This is a genomic window from Natrinema sp. CBA1119 (assembly GCF_002572525.1).
Classification (GTDB): Archaea; Halobacteriota; Halobacteria; order Halobacteriales; family Natrialbaceae; genus Natrinema.
The window spans coordinates 475461-495124 of the sequence record NZ_PDBS01000001.1 but is presented as its reverse complement, the minus strand read 5'-3'; the positions used below and the strand labels follow the sequence as shown (position 1 = coordinate 495124).

General features: G+C 65.3%; 19 protein-coding genes and 1 pseudogene. 11 read left to right on the top strand and 9 right to left on the bottom strand.

Annotated features, from left to right (window positions below; genetic code table 11):
- Window positions 1-25: 25 nt before the first annotated feature.
- Window positions 26-879: pseudogene (locus CP556_RS02400) on the bottom strand (3-hydroxyacyl-CoA dehydrogenase family protein).
- Window positions 880-1036: 157 nt separating this feature from the next.
- On the opposite strand from CP556_RS02400, the gene CP556_RS02395 reads away from it, so the two are divergent.
- The 3 genes from CP556_RS02395 to CP556_RS02385 all read left to right on the top strand — a co-directional run bounded on the left by CP556_RS02395 (window position 1037) and on the right by CP556_RS02385 (window position 3590).
- A complete protein-coding gene (locus CP556_RS02395; protein ID WP_098727255.1) occupies window positions 1037-1780 on the top strand; it encodes a hypothetical protein in 744 nt (247 codons plus the stop codon).
- Between the two features lie 144 nt (window positions 1781-1924).
- Window positions 1925-2719 (top strand): class I fructose-bisphosphate aldolase, encoded by a 795-nt coding sequence (locus CP556_RS02390; RefSeq protein ID WP_098724164.1) that lies wholly within the window; start codon window positions 1925-1927, stop codon window positions 2717-2719.
- 1 nt (window position 2720) lies between these two features.
- Window positions 2721-3590, top strand: a complete 870-nt coding sequence (locus CP556_RS02385; protein WP_098724163.1) for a class 1 fructose-bisphosphatase — start codon at window positions 2721-2723, stop codon at window positions 3588-3590.
- Window positions 3591-3628: 38 nt separating this feature from the next.
- Here the strand turns inward: CP556_RS02385 and CP556_RS02380 are convergent, their stop codons facing one another.
- Together CP556_RS02380 and CP556_RS02375 are read right to left on the bottom strand one after the other, a co-directional pair.
- Window positions 3629-3889 carry a DUF8119 family protein gene (locus CP556_RS02380; protein ID WP_098724162.1) on the bottom strand — a complete coding sequence of 87 codons (261 nt, stop codon included), beginning with the start codon at window positions 3887-3889 and terminating at the stop codon, window positions 3629-3631.
- A gap of 44 nt (window positions 3890-3933) precedes the next feature.
- The gene (locus CP556_RS02375) at window positions 3934-5106 is read right to left on the bottom strand and encodes a hypothetical protein (protein ID WP_098727254.1); all 1173 of its coding nucleotides are present in this window, start codon (window positions 5104-5106) and stop codon (window positions 3934-3936) included.
- A 470-nt stretch (window positions 5107-5576) separates the two neighbouring features.
- On the opposite strand from CP556_RS02375, the gene CP556_RS02370 reads away from it, so the two are divergent.
- The 4 genes from CP556_RS02370 to CP556_RS02355 all read left to right on the top strand — a co-directional run bounded on the left by CP556_RS02370 (window position 5577) and on the right by CP556_RS02355 (window position 9829).
- Window positions 5577-7451, top strand: a complete 1875-nt coding sequence (locus CP556_RS02370; RefSeq protein ID WP_098724161.1) for an acyl-CoA carboxylase subunit beta — start codon at window positions 5577-5579, stop codon at window positions 7449-7451.
- 122 nt (window positions 7452-7573) lie between these two features.
- Window positions 7574-7966: a DoxX family protein gene (locus tag CP556_RS02365; protein ID WP_098724160.1), complete on the top strand. Its 393-nt coding sequence runs from the start codon at window positions 7574-7576 to the stop codon at window positions 7964-7966.
- A 299-nt stretch (window positions 7967-8265) separates the two neighbouring features.
- A complete protein-coding gene (locus CP556_RS02360; RefSeq protein WP_098724159.1) occupies window positions 8266-8616 on the top strand; it encodes a DUF5658 family protein in 351 nt (116 codons plus the stop codon).
- A 109-nt stretch (window positions 8617-8725) separates the two neighbouring features.
- Window positions 8726-9829 carry a plastocyanin gene (locus tag CP556_RS02355; RefSeq protein ID WP_098724158.1) on the top strand — a complete coding sequence of 368 codons (1104 nt, stop codon included), beginning with the start codon at window positions 8726-8728 and terminating at the stop codon, window positions 9827-9829.
- A gap of 85 nt (window positions 9830-9914) precedes the next feature.
- Here CP556_RS02355 and CP556_RS02350 read toward each other — a convergent pair whose 3' ends face one another.
- From CP556_RS02350 to CP556_RS02335, 4 genes are all read right to left on the bottom strand, one after another.
- Complete coding sequence (locus tag CP556_RS02350) at window positions 9915-10550, bottom strand: PH domain-containing protein (RefSeq protein ID WP_098727253.1); 636 nt, start codon at window positions 10548-10550, stop codon at window positions 9915-9917.
- Window positions 10551-10557: 7 nt separating this feature from the next.
- On the bottom strand, window positions 10558-11340 hold the full coding sequence (locus CP556_RS02345) for a PH domain-containing protein (protein WP_098724157.1): 783 nt from the start codon (window positions 11338-11340) through the stop codon (window positions 10558-10560).
- Window positions 11337-11822 carry a MaoC family dehydratase gene (locus CP556_RS02340; RefSeq protein WP_098724156.1) on the bottom strand — a complete coding sequence of 162 codons (486 nt, stop codon included), beginning with the start codon at window positions 11820-11822 and terminating at the stop codon, window positions 11337-11339. The genes CP556_RS02345 and CP556_RS02340 overlap by 4 nt, the downstream gene beginning before the upstream one ends.
- A gap of 104 nt (window positions 11823-11926) precedes the next feature.
- Window positions 11927-13327, bottom strand: coding sequence for an NAD-dependent succinate-semialdehyde dehydrogenase (locus CP556_RS02335; RefSeq protein WP_098727252.1), 1401 nt, complete (start codon window positions 13325-13327; stop codon window positions 11927-11929).
- Between the two features lie 119 nt (window positions 13328-13446).
- Here CP556_RS02335 and CP556_RS02330 point away from each other — a divergent pair, with 119 nt between their 5' ends.
- From CP556_RS02330 to CP556_RS02315, 4 genes are all read left to right on the top strand, one after another.
- Window positions 13447-13659 (top strand): DUF8106 domain-containing protein, encoded by a 213-nt coding sequence (locus tag CP556_RS02330; protein ID WP_098724155.1) that lies wholly within the window; start codon window positions 13447-13449, stop codon window positions 13657-13659.
- Window positions 13660-13792: 133 nt separating this feature from the next.
- On the top strand, window positions 13793-14659 hold the full coding sequence (locus CP556_RS02325; protein ID WP_098727251.1) for an HpcH/HpaI aldolase/citrate lyase family protein: 867 nt from the start codon (window positions 13793-13795) through the stop codon (window positions 14657-14659).
- Between the two features lie 123 nt (window positions 14660-14782).
- Entirely contained in the window at window positions 14783-16036 is a 1254-nt protein-coding gene (locus CP556_RS02320; protein ID WP_098724154.1) for a Glu/Leu/Phe/Val family dehydrogenase, read from the top strand.
- Window positions 16037-16282: 246 nt separating this feature from the next.
- Window positions 16283-17050 carry a DUF6517 family protein gene (locus CP556_RS02315; RefSeq protein ID WP_098727250.1) on the top strand — a complete coding sequence of 256 codons (768 nt, stop codon included), beginning with the start codon at window positions 16283-16285 and terminating at the stop codon, window positions 17048-17050.
- Between the two features lie 89 nt (window positions 17051-17139).
- On the opposite strand, the gene CP556_RS02310 is transcribed toward CP556_RS02315, so the two are convergent.
- Together CP556_RS02310 and CP556_RS02305 are read right to left on the bottom strand one after the other, a co-directional pair.
- Window positions 17140-18282, bottom strand: a complete 1143-nt coding sequence (locus CP556_RS02310; protein WP_098724153.1) for an acyl-CoA dehydrogenase family protein — start codon at window positions 18280-18282, stop codon at window positions 17140-17142.
- Between the two features lie 58 nt (window positions 18283-18340).
- Entirely contained in the window at window positions 18341-19540 is a 1200-nt protein-coding gene (locus tag CP556_RS02305) for a DUF7544 domain-containing protein (RefSeq protein WP_098724152.1), read from the bottom strand.
- Window positions 19541-19664 lie beyond the last annotated feature (124 nt).

Below are 19664 nucleotides of genomic sequence, written 5' to 3'. Positions count from 1 at the left end.
ACACCGCCGGACGACTGCGGTTCGGTCAGTCGTACTCGTAGAACCCCGTCCCGTCTTCTTCCCGAGGTCGCCGGCCTCGACCTTTCGTTTGAGGAGGTAGGCGGGTTTGTAGCGGTCGCCCAACTCATCGTGGAGCGTTTCGGTGGCGTGGAGGCAGACGTCCAGTCCGATGTGATCCGCGAGAGTGAGCGGCCCCATCGGCACGTTCGTTCCGAGTTCCATCCCCGCGTCGATATCGGCTTTCGTGGCGACGCCCTCGTCGTAGGCCCGAATCCCCTCGTTGATCCAGGGCATCAGGATACGGTTGGTGACGAAGCCCGGCTTGTCGTCGGCCTCCCAGGTCGTCTTCTCGAGGTCCTCCGCGAGGTCGTGGGCCAGCGCGGTCGCCGTCTCGGTCGTCTTCTCGCCGACCACGATCTCGACGCCCTCTATGATCGGGACGGGGTTCATGAAGTGCAGGCCGATCACGCGCTCGGGGTGCTCGAGGTCGGCCGCGATCGAGGTGATCGAGATCGTGCTCGTGTTCGTCGCCAGCAGGATGTCTTCGTCACAGATCCGCTCGAGGTCGGCGAAGATCTCCCGCTTGATGTCTAACTCCTCGAGTGCGGCCTCGACCACGAGGTCGCAGTCCGCGAGGTCCTCGAGGAGCGTCGTTCCCTCGATCCGGTCGCGGATCGTCTCGGGGTCCGATTCGAGGCTTTCTCGATTTGCGAGTCGCTCGAGGCTGTCGTCGATGGTGTCGAAGCCGTTCGCGACGAACTCCGATTCGATGTCGCGCATCACCACGTTATAGCCGTGCGTGGCGGCGACCTGTGCGATACCGCTGCCCATCGTGCCCGCGCCGACGACGCCGATCCGGTCGATTCGTTCGCGAACCATACGGACGCTTCCCCCGTTGGAGCCGTAAGCGTGCCGGTGAACGGTCCGTCGCACCGTGGAACACTCGGTCGGGACAGAACGAACGGGTATCGGGTCGACGGGCCGAGGATAAGTTTCAAGATGCGAGAGTGTGAGCTACGGATATCCGGTGGATCGCGTGAGCAAGAAAAACGTCGCCAGCGACGCGGGAACGGGGACAACGAGTGAGGACACGACCGACGAGACCGGTGTCGTCGATATCGGAATCACCGTCGACGTCAGCGGCGACGACTCGAGTATCGACGGCGACGCCGACGACGCCATCGAACTCGAGTTCGACGAGGGAGCGGAAGACGAGTCGGCCGAGGCGGCCGAAGCGGCCCACGAGCTCGAGACGGCACCCGATTCCGCGCTCGAGCCCGCCGAGCGTGAGGCCCTCGAAACCGTCGATATCGACACCGACGCGGTCGCGGAAAAGGAGTACTCCTATCGCCTGTTACTGGATGAAGGGGTCGACGAGTCGGTCGCCGATGCCCTCCGACGGCGGTTCTCGCTGTCGTGGTCGTTCGAATCCGACGGCGACCTCGAGCGCCGCTCGAGCGAAGTCCGCGGGCTCGGCGACGCCGAGCGCGAGTGGATCGCCGTCAGCGGCGACGAGGACTGGCAGGCCTTCGAATACGACCACACGGAGCCGATCTCGGTCGGACGGGAGCGACCGACGGAGCGTCCGTATCCGGAGCCGACGCCCGTCACGGCGGTGGCGGGTGTCGGTCCCGACGACGCCGACGCACTGGCTGAGGCCGGCGTCCGCTCGGCAGAACGACTGGCGACGGTGGACGCGATGACGGTCGCACGCCTCCTGGATCTGAACGTGTTGCACGTCCGAACGTGGCGTCACAACGCGCGCGAACTACTCAAGTAGTTACTTTCGACGGGGGAGTCGAAACGAATTGTCCGTTTTTGACACGACTGGCAGACGATGCAAACCGAAATTACTACTTTTGTATGGAATTTCTATAACCCGGATCATCAGAGATTTATAGCGGCCTGTTGGACCGTCTAACAGATGATTCCGATCGACGACTCTCCGATCGTTCGCGACGGCAAGTCACTGATTCTGGCGATGGACCACGGGCTCGAGCACGGCCCCGTCGACTTCGAGGCGGTCCCGGAGAAACTCGATCCGTCGACGGTCTTCGAGACGGCGACGCACGACGCCGTCACGTCGATCGCCGTCCAGAAGGGGATCGCGGAGGGTTACTATCCGAGCTACGAGGACGACGTCAATCTCCTCGTGAAGCTCAACGGGACCTCGAACATGTGGATGGGCGAGCCCGACTCGGCGATCAACTGCTCGGTCGACTACGCGGCCGAGATCGGTGCCGACGCGGTCGGCTTCACCGTCTACAGCGGGTCGAACCACGAAGTCGAGATGTACGAGGAGTTCCGCCGGGTTCAGGAGAAGGCTCGCGAGTACGACCTCCCCGTCGTCATGTGGTCCTATCCACGCGGCCAGGGACTCAAGAACGACACCAAGCCGAGCACGATCTCCTACGCCACGCGCATCGCCCTCGAGGTCGGTGCCGACATCGCGAAGGTCAAGTACCCCGGCAGCGCCGACGCGATGGAACACGCCTGCAAGGCCGCGGGCGACATGAAGGTCGTCATGAGCGGCGGCTCGAAGACCTCCGACTACGACTTCTGCTCGACCGTCGAGTCCGCCGTCACCGCCGGCGCGAGCGGACTCGCCGTCGGCCGCAACGTCTGGCAGCGGGAGAATCCGACGCGGATCCTCGACGCGCTCGAGGAGGTCATCTACGAGGAGGCGACCGCCGACGCCGCACTCGAGGCCACCGAATAGGATGACGGTCTCCGACCCAGTCGTCGAGAGCGTCGTGGCGACGATCAGTCGCTCGGCGACCGAGATCCGGCAGGGACTGATCGGCCGCCGCGGGACGGTCGACGAGGAAAACCCCAGCGGCGAGACCCAGGCCGAGGCCGATATCTGGGCCGACGAGTTGCTGGGCGATCGGCTCGCCGAGATAGACGGTGTCGGCCAGTACGCCAGCGAGGAACGCGCCGAAGCCGTCGACTGCGGTGCGGATCCGGCTGCGAGCGACGCGTACGCCGTCGCAGTGGATCCGCTCGACGGCTCCTCGAATCTCAAATCGAACAACACGATGGGAACGATCTTCGGCGTCTACGACGCCGCGCTTCCCGCTCGCGGTGAGACCCTCGTCGCCGCCGGCTTCGTCCTCTACGGGCCGATCACGACGATGGTGATCGCGACCGACGACATCGTCACCGAGTACGAACTCTCCGGCGGCGAGCGGACGGTCGTCGACCGCGATCTCGCCCTGCCAGACGAGCCGGTCGTCTACGGCTTCGGTGGCCGGGTCCCCAATTGGCCCGACGACTTCCGCGAACACGCCCGCGAGATCGAATCGGAGCTCAAACTCCGCTACGGCGGCGCGCTGATCGGCGACGTCAATCAGGTGCTCACCTACGGCGGCACCTTCGGCTATCCGGGCCTCGAGTCCCGGCCAGAAGGCAAGCTTCGGCTGCAGTTCGAGGGGAACCCCATCGGCTACGTCGTCGAGCAGGCCGGCGGGCGCTCCTCGAACGGTGTGCAGTCGCTGCTGTCCGTCGAGCCCGACGATCTCCACGACCGGACGCCGGTCCACGTCGGCAACGACGAGTTGATCGACCGGCTCGAGGACGCGCTCGCGTAGCCGGCGAGCGGAGCGGGGGCGTCACGGCTCACTTCGACTCATTTCGATTCGTTTCGATTTTCGTGCTCCGCGCCGATCCAGGCCGCCGTGAGGGCGACGTAGAGCCCAACTCCGCCGAGCAGCAGGGCGTAGAACGCCCAGCGGGGCCACCCGTTCTCGAGGAACACGAGCGTCAGGAACAGGACCCACAGCGAGACGACGAGCAGGTCGACGAGAATGCGCAGGCCGCCGCTCGTGACGGCGGTGAGGGCCCGTCGAGCGCGTCCGTTTCTCGAGGTGCGAGGGGTATCGTTACTCATGCTGCGTCGGTCGGTCGTATCGGCGCGGTTCGGTTCGTCGTCGATCAGAAGTGGTAGCCATGTTGTTCGGTCAGTCGATAGGCCCCGACACCCCAGACGTAGCTCTGTCCGGGCCACCAGGTGCGAGCGTTGTTGAAGCCCGCAACGAGGACGTCCTCGTCCTCGCCCTCCGGATCGCGGTGATAGCTCACGGAGCCGCTGTCGCCGTCGGTCAGGTCCATCTCGCCGCCCCAGCGGATCTGTCCGCGGCGACAGAACTCGTCGGTGAAACAGGTCACCGCGTCGATCCCCTGGATCTTCCCCGTCGTGTGGCCGGACAGCGCGCCGACTTTCTCGAGTTCCGCGTCCCGGGCGACGAGATCGGCGAGGCCGAACTTGGTAAACTGACCGCGAACGCGGGGTTGTCTCGGTGTCTCGATCCGGCTGGTGGGCTCGACTCGGCCGGTCGGCTCGACGGCGGCGACGTCCTCGGCGGGATGATAGTGTGCGACGGTCCCCAGTTCGATGGCGTCTCGCTCCTCGCGAGGAAGGTGGAGTGTGCCGTCGGTTGCGTCGTGGTCGTCCATGAACGCGTGTTCGGCCGTCACGAAAAACTGGCGCTGCCCGTCGGGGTGATACAGCGCCGGCCCGAGCGTCGCCATGCTTGAGGGGGTTTCGCAGGCGACGCCGCTCGGGACTCCGCCGTCCGGGATGGCATCGGCGAGTCGCGGTTCGCGGTGCTCCGGACCGTTCTGAATATCGCCGACATCGATGATCGTTTCGGCCTTGATATCGATTCCCTCGGCGAGTTCGCCGACCATTTCGGAGACGGAGTGGCCGTCTCCCGAGACGCCGACGGAGACGGTGGCGGTCCCACTCTCGTGGTCGCCGGGAACGACTGCGCTGCCGAGATAGCCGGTAAAGGCGATACGCGCCAGCCGTTGATTCAGTTCGAAGGCGGACTCGACGGCGGCGTACCACTCCGCGGGGACCGTCCGGGTTCGTTCCCGTATCGACCAGGGATCGTCGGGGTCCTCTCTGACGAGGGCCGTGACCACGGGCACCTCGCCGTCGTCGGCCGCGAGGAAGTCGTCGACGCCGAGCCACGCGGCCATCCCGAGGGCGTACCCGCCGCTGACGAGGGTCCGAAGGAACGAACGTCTGTCCATTCCGCGATCGATTCGGTCTCGAACCGTTGCGAGTCGCTGGGTTGACTGCTCGGTGTGCGCCTCGGACATGTCGCGATACTGATCCTCGCTACTGTCCCGTTCCGCCACTGCAACCCGTCGAACGGACCGATCGCAAGCGTCGCGGAACGGGATCGGTAACCGTCGAAGTAAACGCCGAAATCGAGCAAAGGGATTTTGCCTGCAGGTGCCGCCGACGGAACTGCAGTCACCGTCGGCGACGGCAGCCGGATATAATGACTGCACGACTGAACGCGAGCGTTCGTGACACGCGGCCGATCAGTATCGCCCGTCTCCGTGTTGGTGACCGCGGAGGCACGACGCACTCTCGACCGGTTCGCGCCGCGACCGCGACGCATCCTCCTCATCCGCTCGCGGCGACCTCCGGATCGGTTGGCAATCGACCCGGCGCGAACCGCCCTCTCCTCCGACTGTGCCGTCAGCGTTCCCGAGCCGATCGGCCCGCAACTCGAGCCCGCCGCGGCGAAAACGGTATCCCGCCGCCCGACACAGGTGGGAGCATGCGAGTTCGTATCGCGGCTGGTGCCGCCGACGACGAAGCGGTGGCGATCGCCACCGCTCTCGCCGAACACCTCGACGAATCGGTCTCGGTGTACGTCGGCGACGAGACGGAGCCCACGGCGGTCCACGACCTCGAGGAAGACGCGGTCGCACCGACCGACGGCGGTCCGACCGCGCGGAACGATGAGCGCGATCGACCCGACGCCGATCGTGGTGACGCCGATCTCGGACCGACCGAACGCGAGGAACGCCTGTGGGACGAGATCGACGACATCCTCGAGGGTGGCCCCGAGAAGTACAAAGAGCAACTTCCCGAGCAGGGGAAGCTGTTCGTCCGCGACCGGCTCGAGCTGTGGTTCGCCGGCGAGGACAGCGAGTTGCGCTTCGAGGACGGCACGTTCGCGGCGTTCGACGACTGGCATCCCAGCGGTGCGGGGACCGACGACGTCAGGGACGAGGTGGACGGAGAGAGCGGTAGCGAGGACGACGTTGACGAGGACGGAGCCGCTGCTGACGCCGACCGATTGCCGGCGGACGGGCTCATCACGGCCGCGGCGACGTTCGAGGGGCGGGACGTCCACGTCATGGCCAACGATTACACCGTCAAACGGGGCAGCATGGCTGCCAAGGGTGTCGAGAAGTTTCTCCGGATGCAACAGAGAGCGCTCAAGACGGGCAATCCGGTGTGCTACCTGATGGACTCCTCTGGCGGCCGGATCGATCAGCAGACCGGCTTCTTCGCGAACAGGGAGGGGATCGGGAAGTACTACTACAATCACTCGATGCTCTCCGGGCGGGTGCCACAGATCTGCGTGCTCTACGGTCCCTCGATCGCCGGTGCGGCCTACACGCCGGTCTTCGCGGACTTCACGATTATGGTCGAGGGGATGTCCGCGATGGCGATCGCGTCCCCGCGAATGGTACGGATGGTCACTGGCGAGGAGATCGACCTGCAGGAACTCGGCGGTCCGCAGGTCCACATGCGGGAGTCGGGCTCGGCGGACCTGATCGCGAGGGACGAGGAACACGCGCGCGAGCTAGTGGCCCAACTGATCACCTATTTACCGGACAACGCCGACGAGAAGCCGCCGAAACGGGAGCCGACGGCACCCGCGAAGTCTCCAGACGGAATCGACGCCGTCGTCCCACAGGAGCCGAACAAGGGGTACGACATGACCGACGTGATCGACCGGCTCGTCGATGAGGGGTCGTACTTCGAGTTACGACCCGATTACGGCCCGGAAATTATCACGGCCTACGCCCGGATCGACGGCCGCCCGGTCGGTATCGTCGCCAATCAGCCCGCCCACCGCGCCGGCGCAATCTTCCCCGACGCGGCCGAGAAGGCAGCGGAATTCGTCTGGAAGTCGGACGCGTTCAATATTCCCTTACTCTACCTCTGTGACACCCCCGGCTTCATGGCCGGCTCACAGGTCGAGAAAGAGGGCATTCTCGAGCAGGGAAAGAAGCTGATCTACGCGACGTCCTCGGCGACGGTCCCCAAACAGACCGTCGTCGTCCGCAAGGCCTACGGCGCGGGGATCTACGCGATGGGTGGCCCGGCCTACGATCCCGAGAGCGTCATCGGTCTCCCGTCGGGCGAGATCGCCATCATGGGCCCCGAAGCGGCGGTCAACGCAGTCTACGCCCGCAAGCTCGCCGAAATCGACGACCCCGAGGAGCGCGAGCGGATGGAGGAACGGCTCCGCGAGGAGTACCGCGAAGACATCGACGTCCATCGGATGGCCAGCGAGGTCGTCATCGACGAACTCGTCCCGCCGAGCACGTTGCGCGAGGAACTCGCCGCCCGATTCGACTTCTACGCCGATGTCGAGAAGTCCCTGCCCGACAAGAAACACGGGACGATCCTCTGACGGCGGGCGAGCGATAGCCGGAATCGGGGCCCGAATCCCGAACTCCCGACCCGCGACCGAGGTCGCGGCAGACGCTTCGACGAAGGCAGGGGTTATCACAGGCAGGCCCCTGTCACCGAACGATGTCGGAACACGATTCTCCCATCGATAGTACACCGTCTCGGTTCGGTCGTCTCCTCTTCGCGACCGGGCTCGCCGTTCTCGCGGTTCGAAATCTCATGAACCTCGAGGGGCGTATCGCCTACGCGGACGCGAAAGGCGTCCCTTCGGCAAACAATCTCGTGCCAGCGGCGACCGGACTGCTCCTCGGCGGAAGCGTCGGAATCGGTCTCTGGCGGCTTCCGAAGCTGTCCGCCGGAAGCGTGATCGCGTTCTTCGCGGGAGTCACGCCCGTCATGCACGATTTCTGGAACGTCGACGCCGAGTCACGCGGTGAAGAACTCACGTCCTTCCTACAGAACCTCGCGCTAATCGGCGCTGCGGTCGCCTTCCTCAAGCGCGCACGCGAGAACTGACGAACCGCTCGAAACGCTTCCGTTGACGAACCGTTCTAAACGGTATCCGTTCGCTTCTCGCGTCGCACTGCAAGTCCCGTTGTCGGGTAAGCCGTGATTGACACGGATACCGTCCAGTGAACCGCTCGTCCATCAGTGTATACTCGCTCGCGGATCCGCTCTCGCTCGAGTCGGCCGATAGTTACGACGACTTACCGATGGCGGCTGCCGGCCTATGACTGACATAACAATACATCGAACGCTGGAACTGGAGCGTGCTCCCAGTGGGACGGCTCCGGTTCGACTCCGGGAGGGAGGCTATGAGCTCCGAGGGCGCGTTCTTGCGCCGCCGCCTGCCCGGCGACGTCACGCCGGTCTCTCTCGAGCGACTGTGCTGGGCGTTCGTCGCGCTCGCCCTCATCGCGGACGTCGCGACGACGTTCGTCGGCCTCCACCTCGGACTGTCCGAGTCGAACCCGGCCGCCCGCGGCGCGATCGAGGGGTACGGCCTGGCCGGGATGCTCGCGCTGAAGGCGTTCGCGATCGGCGTCGGCCTCGTCTGTCGCCCGCTCCTCGAGCAGGCGTACCGTCCGATCGTTCCGGCGGGACTCGCAGTACCCTGGCTGGTCGCCGCGATGGTGAACCTGTACATGATTTCGCTCGTTCTCTGATCGCTCGACGGTCTGATACGGAGCGGTCGGCGGCCGCGACGCGGACGAACCGCGGTCGTCCGTTCCGCGCGTCTCCGAGTTTATACGGGATACCGGCAGAAGTGTCGCTATGGCTCGCTCTCGAACGTCGACTCGACGACAGTGGCTCCGCCGCGGGACCTCACTCGGCCTCGTCGGTCTGGCAGGGTGTCTGAATCCGTTCGCCGACTCGACGGGCATCGAATTTCCACCCGGGCTGAGCGCCGACGGCGTCGACGATTCCGACGCGCTCCTCGAGGCGCACGAAGCGGCCGTGACGGCGACGTCTTTCACCGGCGAATACGACCGTCAGCTCTCCGTCGATGTTCCGGAGATCGATGACTCCAGGGAGTCACCGGTGACGATGGACGCGTTCGAGATCCGGGCCGAACCGAGCGCGGAACGCGTCGTGCGATCGCGGCGCGGAGGGAGTCCCACCCCCTCGCTGGAGCGGGTGGTCTACATCGACGGCGACCATCGAGCGACCGATTATCCGGGTCCCCTCGAACAGGAATCGGCAGCGGACCTCATCGAGGACTCGCTCGAGCCGATCGGTGACTGGCTGCTCGAGGCCGTCGCCGAATACCGTGGAACGCGATCGAACGAGACGGGTCCCCTTCACGAGTACCGTCTGTCGGGGATCGATTCCGAGCTGATCCCGCGAGGGTTTCCGGACGGAGAGACCGACGGTGACGGACTCGTTCTCGTCGACGAGAGGGGCCGAATTCATCGGTATCGAACGACACAGAGCGGGCAAAACGATGAGATCACGATGGAGCTCGAGGTCGAATTCGAATTCGGTCGGTTCGGAGAGACGACCGTCGAAGAACCCGCAGGGGTCGATGCGGTCGGGCCGGACGGCCATCAGGTGATCGAGCCGGGAACGCGGATCGAACTCGAGGCACAGACCGACTGGGTCGCCGTTGCGCCGTCGAAGATCGAGGGGTTCGAGAACCCGCCGTTCGCACTCGAGGAGGGCGAATCCTACGAGATCGGGTGGACTGCGGGAGACGGTGGAACGCACAATCTCGAGATCGTGGATGCAGACGGGACCGTCGTCGGCGATCTCGCGACCGAGCAGATCCACGGGGAAGACGGCGAACGGTGGTTCGAATTTACCGCGACCGAGGAGATGGCTGCATACAGATGTGGGTCGGACGAGTCGAGTGCGGTGGGAACGATCGCAGTTCACTAACTCGAATCGGTCGGATCGGTACCGTCGGTACACTGTCGCGCGTTCGTGGCTGTTGACGGCCGGCCGGTTGACGGCCCTCTCCTGCTCACGAACGCCGCTCTGCGACGCGTCGCCACTCCCGAACCTCCTCGAGGATCGCGCCCCACTGCTCGGGTCGGCCCGGAATCTCGCCACCCGTTAGGCGCTCTCGTTCGGCCTCGAGTCGCTCGCGGATTCGCGCCGGCTCCTCGACGTTCCAGAAGGCGAGCTCCGAGCCGCTGGCCGTCTCGATCGTGACGGTACCGTAGCCGACGAGGCGACCGATCGGGTCCTGTTCGACGGTCGTGTTCTGGATCCGCTCGAGGGAGACGGTTCGGACTCGGATCCCGAGAACGCCGTGGCGGGTCGCGGCCACCGAATTCGTGACGACGAACGCCGTCCGCGAGACGCGGGCGTACTGCCACAGCGCCGGCGCGACGACGATCGGAATCCCGACGACCGCGAGGGCCGGAAGCATCTCGGTAGCGACCGCGGCCAGCACCGCCACCGTTCCGACGAGTGCGAACGCCGCCCACGGGAGCACGGTCTGTATTCGCGGGCTACCCCGCCAGCGGATCCGCTCGCCGCCCTCGGACTCGAGCGGGAGCCAGTCCGGGACCGCCGTCGGATCGCCGGGAGCGGCCGTTGCGTCGGACGACCCTCCTGACTCCGCCACCGAATCAGATGGATTCGTCCGTGTCATGCTCGTTTCACCGTCGATCATCTTTCCGATCGACCGTTCGATCGTCGCTCCGGGTGGCCGTTCGATCGTCGCTCCGGGTGGCCGTTCGATCGTCGCTCCGGGTGGCCGTTCGATCGTCGCTCCGGGTGGCCGTTCGATCGTCGCTCCGGGTGGCCGTTCGATCGTCGCTTCGGTCGGCCGTTCGATCGTCGCTTCGGTCGGCCGTTCGATCCGTGGTTCCGTCGGCGTCGCCACCGTTCGCTCGAACGGATCGGTCGTCCTCGACGGCCTCCCGAATCGCCCGTAGTTCGGTGAGGATTGCCGCGAGCGTGTCCTCGCTCGAGTGGCCGTCCGCGGGCTCGCCGCGGTTGCGGTCGACCCGTTCGCTGATCCGTTGCTGGACGGCTTTCGGGTCCGGTACGGATTTGAAGGCCATTTCGACGCCGGAACCGCCGGCGGTGCTGACCTCGACGTTCCCGTAGCCAAAGTGGGCCCCAAGGGCGCTCTGGCTGTAGGAGATGTCCTGTACCTTCTCGTGTTCGATCCGCTTGACGTCCCGCGAGAGCACGCCGGTCTTCGCGTACAGCGCGCGATTCGTCACCACGTAGTGGGTGTTAGTCACGCGGAGGTACTCGCTGGCGATGATGATGATCCCGATCAGGACGATCGCGAGCGGAATTCCGATCGCGAACGCCGGAATGAGCGTTCGCCGGTCCGGACCGCCGGCCCAGACGATTTCTTCGTCGTCGTCCAGCGAGAGCCACTCGAGGTCGGCGGGGTCGACGCCGTCGGTTTCGATTTCGGAACTCATCGCGCGTCCTCTCCGTCGTCGGCCGCGCGCTCGCGTTTCAGCGAGAGCACGGTCCGGTCGAACTCGCAGACGAGGGGTTCGTCCGGATCGTTCGCTTTGAACGCCTCGACGTGCATGGTGACGATCCCGCGCTCGCCGTCGCTGGTCTCGCGCTTGTCGGTAACCGTCGACTGGGCGCGGATCGTATCTCCGTGAAAGACCGGGTTCGGGTGTTCGACGTCGTTGTAGGAGAGATTCGCGACGATCGTTCCGTCGGTCGTCTCCGGGATCGAAACGCCCACGGCCAGGCTCATCGTGTAGAGGCCGTTGACCAGCCGCTCGCCGAACTCGGTGTCGGCCGTGAACTCCCCGTCAAGGTGGAGGGGCTGCTGGTTCATCGTCATGTCGCAAAAGCGCTGGTTGTCGCTCTCGGAGATCGTCCGCCGGCGCTCGTGGGTGATGGTCTCGCCCACGGCGAACTCCTCGTAGTACAGTCCCGTCATAGGTCCGGTGTCTCGCAGTACCTACAAAAACGTGGTGTCGCGCTCGAGGCGAAAACCCGGCGTCTCGCTCGAGCGCCCCGCCGTCGCCTCGCGATCGATCGGCGTTACTCGACCATCCCGGTCTCCTCGCCGGCGTCCTGCTGGACCCAGATCGTCTTCGTGTTGACGAACTCCCGAATCCCGTGTCGGGAGAGTTCTCGCCCGTAGCCCGAGTCCTTCACGCCGCCGAAGGGGAGTCGGGGATCGGACTTCACGAGTTCGTTGACGAACGCCAGCCCCGACTCGAACCGGCGGGCGACACGCTCGCCGCGCTCGAGGTCGTCCGTCCAGACGCTCGCGCCGAGCCCGAACCGGGTGTCATTGGCCTTCTCGATGGCGGCTTCCTCGTCAGGGACCCGGAAGACCGTGGCCACGGGGCCGAACAGTTCCTCCTGATCCGCGGGCGCGTTTTCGGGAACGTCGGTGAGCACCGTCGGCGGGTAGAACGCGCCGTCGCGATCCATCGGTTCGCCGCCGAGTTCGAGTTCGCCGCCCTGCTCGAGCGTCTCCTCGACCTGTTCGTGGAGGTCTTCCATGAGATCCTCGCGGGCCTGCGGGCCGATGTCGGTGTCCTCGTTCATCGGATCACCGACGGTCTGGGCCGCCATCTCGTCGACGAACCGGTCGAGGAACTCGTCGTAGACGTCGTCGACCACGATGAAGCGCTTGGCCGCGATACAGGACTGGCCGTTGTTGATGAGTCGGGCCTGCACCGCCGTCTCGACGGTTTCGTCCATCGGCGCGTCCTCGAGGACGACGAACGGGTCGCTGCCGCCCAGCTCGAGGACGTTTTTCTTGAGTTGGCTGCCGGCGGTCTCGGCGACGGCCCGACCCGCGCCGTCACTGCCCGTGAGGGTGACGCCCGCGATGCGGTCGTCCTCGATCACCGCGTCGATCTCGTCGGAACTGATCAGCAGCGACGTGAACGCGCCCTCGGGGAATCCCGCCTGCTCGAAGACATCCTGAATGGCCTGCGCGCAGCCGGGGACATTCGAGGCGTGTTTCAGCAGACCGACGTTGCCCGCGGCGAGATTTGGGGCGGCGAAGCGGAACACCTGCCAGAAGGGGAAGTTCCAGGGCATGATCGCCAGTACCGGCCCCAGCGGCTGGTAGGCGACGACCGTCCGCGCGCGCTCGTCGCTCGCGATCACCTCGTCCTGCAGGTGTTCGGCGGCGGTCTCGGCGTAGTAGTCACAGACCCACGCACACTTTGCGACCTCGTCGCGGGCCTGGCCGATGGGTTTCCCCATCTCTTCGGTCATCAGTTCGGCGTAGTCGTCCTCGTTCTCCCGCAAGACGTCGGCCGCGTTCGCCAGGAGTCGCTGGCGCGTCTCGATCGGCGTCTCGCTCCACTCCTCGAAGGTCTCGCTCGCCCGCCGAAGGCGTTCGTCTCGCTCCTCGTCCGACGTCTCCTCAAAGCGATCGATCACGTCTCCCGTCGCCGGATTGGTACTCTCGATGGACACGTAGCGACCGACCACGACCACCGGCTTAGTACGCAGGGCTGCCCACTACGGGAGTCACTGTTCGTCACGGTCGTTCGTCTCACACAACTCCTATTCACGTCGAGTCCCTAGCAATGATAATGTCGACCTACACGTACCGCGACGATTCACACCCGCCGCCCGAGCGCCCGAAGATGGTCCTCTTCTGCCCCGAGTGCAGTCACGAAGGCCCCCTCCCCGACGACTGGGATATCGCGACGACCGGGAGTGATCGACTGCTCGTCTGCCCCGACTGCGGAACGACCATCGACCGGCGGTCGCGGCCCCGCTCTGATCTCCTCGAGGCGACGTAGCTCGAGCCAACCCCACTCGCCCCGTCCCGGTCGTCCCGCTTCGATTGTTTCGTCTCACTCGTCAGTTTTCTCTCGTCGCTCGCCTCGAGCCGACGACTCAACGACTTTGTCCGTGGACGATCAACCGAACGGTATGGCCCGCAGAAGCATTCTGTTCACCCCCGGCGATCGCCCCGAAATGTGTCGCAAAGCGCCCGAGTCCGGCGCGGACGTCATCATCTTCGATCTCGAGGACGCCGTCGCCCCGCAACGCAAGGCCGAGGCCCGCGAGGCGGTTCGAGACGTGCTGTCGGATCCCGATTTCGATCCCGACTGCGAGGTCTGCGTTCGGGTCAACGCGATCGACGCGGCCGCGGGGACAGCCGCAGCGGACGATCTCGATGAGTTGCTCGATGACAGCGAAGACGCCCTCGAGAGCCTCATGCTCCCGAAAGTCGACTCGCCCGACGACGTCCGTGCGCTCGTCGACGAACTCGACGACCACGACGCGTCCCTGCCCGTCTTCGCACTGCTCGAGAGCGCGGCTGGGATCCTCGCTGCAGCGGAAATCGCGGCCGTTCCCGCGACCGACGCACTCGCGTTCGGCGCGGAGGACCTCGCGGCGGATATCGGCGCGACGCGGTCCGCGGAGGGTCTCGAGGTGTGCTACGCGCGCGAGCGGGTCGTCCTCGCGGCGGCCGCGAACGATTGCGCGGCGATCGACACCCTCGTCACCGACTTCGAGAACGAGGAGCGACTCCGCGAAGACGCCGACCGCTCCGTTCGATTCGGCTACGATGGCAAGCTGGCGATTCACCCCGCACAGATCGGGCCGATCAACGAGGCGTTCACGCCGTCGGCCAAGGAACGGGAGTGGGCCGACCGCGTGTTCGAGGCCAAACGCGAGGCCGACGCCGAGGGGCGGGGCGTCTTCGTGGTCGACGGCGAGATGATCGACGCGCCGCTGATCGCACGCGCCGAGCGAATCCGAGACCGGGGCGAGGCGGCCGAGGAACGGTGACCGGCGGAACGGCGACCGAATGGCCAATATAAAAGGTAATTACGCCGAGACGGTTGGATGAACGACGTATTCCGTGATAGATATTCGCTACGCTTATCCCCCGGTCGCCAAAACCATCGGTGCATGAGCGAGGATGTCAACCCATTCGAGAGCCTGCAATCGCAGATAGACGATGCTGCAGCCGTTCTCGACGTGGGCGACGACGTGATCGAGCGGCTCAAACATCCCGAACGGGTCCTCGAGACCAACCTCACGATCGAACGCGACGACGGAACGCTCGAGCGGTTCACGGCCTTCCGCTCGCAGTTCAACGGCGACCGCGGCCCCTACAAGGGCGGCATCCGCTACCACCCGGGAGTCTCCCGCGACGAGGTCAAGGCGCTGTCGGGCTGGATGACCTACAAGACCGCGATCGTCGACATTCCACTCGGTGGCGGCAAGGGGGGCATCGTTCTCGATCCCGACGACTACTCCGAAGCGGAACTCGAGCGGCTCACCCGCTCGTTCGCGAGGGAACTGCGCCCCCTGATCGGCGAAGACCGCGATATCCCCGCGCCCGACGTGAACACGGGCCAGCGGGAGATGAACTGGATCAAGGACACCTACGAGAGCCTCGAGAACACGACCGAGCCGGGGGTCATCACGGGCAAGGCGCTCGACTCCGGGGGCAGCGAGGGCCGCGTCGAGGCGACCGGCCGCTCGACGGTTATCGCCGCGCGCGAGGCGTTCGACTACCTCGACAAGGATCTCGAGGGCGCGACCGTCGCCGTCCAGGGCTACGGCAACGCGGGCTGGATCGCCGCCAAACTGATCGACGAGATGGGCGCGACCGTCGTCGCCGCCAGCGACTCGTCGGGCGGTATCTACGACCCCGACGGTTTCGATCCGGTCGCGGCGAAGGATCACAAGAACGAGACGGGCAGCGTCGTCGGCTTCGAGGGACGCAAGGAGATCACGAACGAGGACGTGCTCACGCTCGACGTCGACCTGCTGATTCCGGCCGCACTCGAGAACGCCATCGACGCCGACCTCGCCGAGGACGTCGAGGCGGACGTCATTTCGGAGGCCGCGAACGGGCCGCTGACTCCGAAGGCCGACGAGGTCCTCGAGGGGAAGGACGTCTTCGTCATCCCGGACATCCTCGCGAACGCCGGCGGCGTCACCGTCTCCTACTTCGAGTGGGTCCAGAACCGCCAGCGCTTCTACTGGTCGGAAGAGCGCGTCAACGAGGAACTCGAGACGGTCATCGTCGACGCCTTCGACGCGCTGGTCGACACCTACGAGGAACACGACCTCGAGAACCCCCGGACCGCGGCGTACGTCGTCGCGATCCAGCGCGTCGCCGACGCCTTCGCGGAAGCCGGGAGCTGGCCCTGATAGCGAGCCGACGGCCGTTTTCGCGACTCGAGCAGTAGTTTCGGGGAGCGCTTTGCCGTCCGTTCCGTCGACTCTTTTGTTCGTGGGGGCTTGCCGAAATTGTCCGGCGTGTTCGATGCAGTGACTGCCAGCCGCCCCTATTCGCTCTGAATGCTACTGGAAAAACGATTTCATATTGACAGACAGTCGTCGTTCCAATAAACACTTACCACCTGAAACACCACATGGTGGGAAATGGATCGACAACTGAATCGACGAAGCGTCATCGCGGGCCTCGGGGTCGCCGGCCTCGCGAGCCTGTCGGGCTGTCTGGGATTGATTGGAATGGCCGAACACGAGTCCTCACCTGCGGGCGTCGAGGCCGCCGCCCGCGAGGAAACCGGCTACGAGCAAACCGAGATCGAGGAGCTCTCCATCGAGCGTGACGTCGGTCCCACGAACGAGACCGTCACGGTCATCAATTACATGACCAAACACGAAAAACAGGTCGGGATCATGGGGCTCGGCGAGCGGCGCGCTGCCATCTACAACGTGTTGACGACCCCGCAGGTCAACATCTTCGGCCGAGAACTCAACCCCGTCGGGGAGATGTCGACCCAGGAACTCATCGACCTCGTCAGGAGCAACTACGACGGGATCAACGACATCTCCCACGAGGGAGACAGCGACGTCACGATCCTCGACCAGTCGACGACCCAGTCGCGGTTCAGCGCCGACGCGACGTTCGACGGGCAGGAACTCGCGGTCGACATTCACATCACCGAGGCCGTCGAGGCCGACGACGACCTGCTCGTGACCATCGGCGTCTACCCCCAGCGCCTACAGAGCCAGGAGCGGCCGAACATCGCGACGCTCACCGAATCGGTGACCACCGACGTCGATCCAGACGACTCGACCGGCGGTTCCGAGGACGGCGGGAACAGCGACTCGAACGAAAGCGACGACGGCAGCGGTGACAACAAAAGTGACGACGGCAGCGGCGACAACGAAAGCGACGACGGCGTCCTCGGCTAACGCCGTCTCGACGGAGTGTTCCCGTTCGGCCTCGAGACGGTCGATCGGCCGGTACCCACGACGCGGTCGTCGATCTGACCGCGTGCCCGTCAGAGCCCGAGTTCTCGACCGATCACCAGGTGCTGAATTTCGCTGGTTCCCTCGCCGATTTCCATGAGCTTCGCGTCGCGGTAAAATCGCTGCGGGGCGAAATCGGTGGTGTAGCCGTAGCCGCCCAGCACCTGGACGGCGTCCTCGGCGACCTCGCGGGCGGCCTCGCTGGCGTCGAGTTTCGCGAGGGCCGATTCCTTGGTTACCGGATCGCCCTGGTCGTATTTCCGGGCGGCCTGGCGGGTGAGCAGTCGCGCTCGTTCGGTCTTGCGGTACATATCGACGATCGTGTCCCGAATCGCGTCGAACTCGCAGATCGGCTGGCCGAACTGCTCGCGCTCCTTGCTGTAGGCCGTCGCGTGTTCGTAGGCACCCTGGGCGAGCCCCGTCGAGAGCGCGGCGATCGAGATGCGGCCGCCGTCTAACGTCTTCTTGGTCTGCTCCCAGCCGTCGCCTTCCGCACCGAGCAGGCGGTCGTCGGGGAGCCGAACGGCCTCGAGCGAAATTTCGCAGGTCGGCGAGGCGTTGAGTCCCATCTTCTCCCAGGTCGTCGTCACCTCGAAGCCGTCGTCCTCGCGGGGATCGACGATGAACGTCGAGATGCCGTCGTAGCCCGCGTCGGGGTCCGTGACCGCCTTGACGAGGATCGAGCCGGCCTCGGAGGCGTTCGTGATGAACTGTTTGGTCCCGTCGAGCACCCACTCGTCGCCCTCTTTCCTCGCCCGGGTGTCCATGTCGGACGCGTCGGAGCCGCTATCGGGTTCCGTCAGCGCCCAGCCGCCGACGTACTCGCCCTCCGCGAGCGGGCGCAGCCAGCGCTCCTTCTGTGCGCTCGTGCCGAACAGTTCGATGGGTTTCGAGGCGAGGGAGGTGTGGGCGACGTAGGAGAGCCCGATCGCGCCGGAGACGCGACCGAGTTCCTCGGCGACGAGCGCGTACATGAGCGTATCGCCGCCGAGACCGCCGTACGATTCGTCGATCGGAACGCCCATCATGTCGAGGTCGGCGAGTTGCTCGAAGATTTCCGCGGGGAACCGATGCTCGTCCTCGATCTCCTGGGCGATCGGTTCGATCTCGGTCTCACAGAAGTCCCTGACGGTCTCCCGGATCATCCGGTGTTCGTCGGGTAGCTCGACGGGCATATGCGATACTTGCCGGGGCGAGGAATAAACGCACCGCCGACCGTGAACGGGCCGACCGCTACCAGCCGCGGTCGTCGTCCGACTCGCTCGAGTCGGTGCCGTTCTGCGAGTCGGTGTCGTCCCAACCGGTGTCGTCCCGCGAGTCGGTGTCGTCCGTATCGTTCCACCCGTCGTCTCGAGACTCGTCGCGGCCCCACGGATCGGACTCGTCGTCCCGACCGCGCCCGTCCCCGTCGGGACCATCGTCATCGGGACCGTCGCCACCGGAGTCCCAGCCAGCGCCCGCTCCGCCGGTGCGGTCCGAACCGCCGTCGCGGACCGCCGCTCGCTGCTCTGGGATCAGATCGAGTTCCGAGTCCGTGTCGCCGAGGACCAACAGCGCGTAGTATCGCAGATACGTGACGACCGGCACCTGAATCAGCGCGCTGAGAAGGACGAACAACAGGATGAACAGCGGGATGAACAGCAGGGCGAGCAGGTTCACGAACGGGATGAGCAGGAGGATGACGAGGAGGATCACGAACGGAATCAACAGCACGATGAGGAGGATCGTCGTCGCGAAGCCGATCACTAACTGGAGCACCCAGACGAGTAGGAGGTAGACGACGTACTCTTTCCAGTTTCCGGTCAGTGTCGGCCAGAACCGTTTCCAGGCGGCGAGGACGCCGAGCTCCCGCTCGAGCATCGTCGGTGCGACGAAAACGGTGGTGAACCGGTCGGCGATGGCGAACCCGATGCCGACCGGGATCGCAAACAGGATGAACAGGCCGATCAATCCCCACGCGATACCGTCCGAGGTTGAGAGGACGATCGCGACGAGGGGACCGCCGAGGAGAAGCAACGCGATCAGCCCGAGCGCGACGCGGAATCCGAAGAGCCGGGTACCGCGGCCGACGTTGCGCGACGTGTAGCGGCGAACGTGAACCTCTTCGGAACGCAGCGACTCGAGCAGCGTGAACTCCAACAGCGAACTCACGAAGAGGAATCCGAGGCCGAGGACGAGAAGGATCGCCCCGATCGCGATCAGTATCGGCAGCCACTCGGCGAAATCGACGCTCGTCATCGGATCAGTTCCGGTGTCGGGTGGCGTCTCACCGCCGATCCCGCCGCCGCCACCGGAGAACGACGAGCCGCCGAATCCGGTACCGCCGACGAAGAAGACGATGAGCGCCAGTTTGAGCCACATCCAGGGACGGACCGGCGTCAGAAACTCCCGAGTCACGTCGATAGCGTCACTCAAATCGTCGATCGCAAACATTTCCTTCAAATAGGATGTCTCGAGTGTTAACCTTGTTGTTCTGTCAATAGTCGTAGTCGTACGATCGGCAGCGAATCGCGCTCCGAGTCCGGATCCGGTGCTCCAGCCCGGACCTCCCATACGG

Bases quoted from the DNA above. Each gene is read 5' to 3' on its own strand.
- CP556_RS02390 (WP_098724164.1), top strand. From the start codon at position 1,925: ATGATTCCGATCGACGACTCTCCGATCGTTCGCGACGGCAAGTCACTG.
- CP556_RS02385 (WP_098724163.1), top strand. From the start codon at position 2,721: ATGACGGTCTCCGACCCAGTCGTCGAGAGCGTCGTGGCGACGATCAGT.
- CP556_RS02380 (WP_098724162.1), bottom strand. From the start codon at position 3,889: ATGAGTAACGATACCCCTCGCACCTCGAGAAACGGACGCGCTCGACGG.
- CP556_RS02375 (WP_098727254.1), bottom strand. From the start codon at position 5,106: ATGTCCGAGGCGCACACCGAGCAGTCAACCCAGCGACTCGCAACGGTT.
- CP556_RS02370 (WP_098724161.1), top strand. From the start codon at position 5,577: ATGCGAGTTCGTATCGCGGCTGGTGCCGCCGACGACGAAGCGGTGGCG.
- CP556_RS02365 (WP_098724160.1), top strand. From the start codon at position 7,574: ATGTCGGAACACGATTCTCCCATCGATAGTACACCGTCTCGGTTCGGT.
- CP556_RS02360 (WP_098724159.1), top strand. From the start codon at position 8,266: ATGAGCTCCGAGGGCGCGTTCTTGCGCCGCCGCCTGCCCGGCGACGTC.
- CP556_RS02355 (WP_098724158.1), top strand. From the start codon at position 8,726: ATGGCTCGCTCTCGAACGTCGACTCGACGACAGTGGCTCCGCCGCGGG.
- CP556_RS02350 (WP_098727253.1), bottom strand. From the start codon at position 10,550: ATGACACGGACGAATCCATCTGATTCGGTGGCGGAGTCAGGAGGGTCG.
- CP556_RS02345 (WP_098724157.1), bottom strand. From the start codon at position 11,340: ATGAGTTCCGAAATCGAAACCGACGGCGTCGACCCCGCCGACCTCGAG.
- CP556_RS02340 (WP_098724156.1), bottom strand. From the start codon at position 11,822: ATGACGGGACTGTACTACGAGGAGTTCGCCGTGGGCGAGACCATCACC.
- CP556_RS02330 (WP_098724155.1), top strand. From the start codon at position 13,447: ATGTCGACCTACACGTACCGCGACGATTCACACCCGCCGCCCGAGCGC.
- CP556_RS02325 (WP_098727251.1), top strand. From the start codon at position 13,793: ATGGCCCGCAGAAGCATTCTGTTCACCCCCGGCGATCGCCCCGAAATG.
- CP556_RS02320 (WP_098724154.1), top strand. From the start codon at position 14,783: ATGAGCGAGGATGTCAACCCATTCGAGAGCCTGCAATCGCAGATAGAC.
- CP556_RS02310 (WP_098724153.1), bottom strand. From the start codon at position 18,282: ATGCCCGTCGAGCTACCCGACGAACACCGGATGATCCGGGAGACCGTC.
- CP556_RS02305 (WP_098724152.1), bottom strand. From the start codon at position 19,540: ATGTTTGCGATCGACGATTTGAGTGACGCTATCGACGTGACTCGGGAG.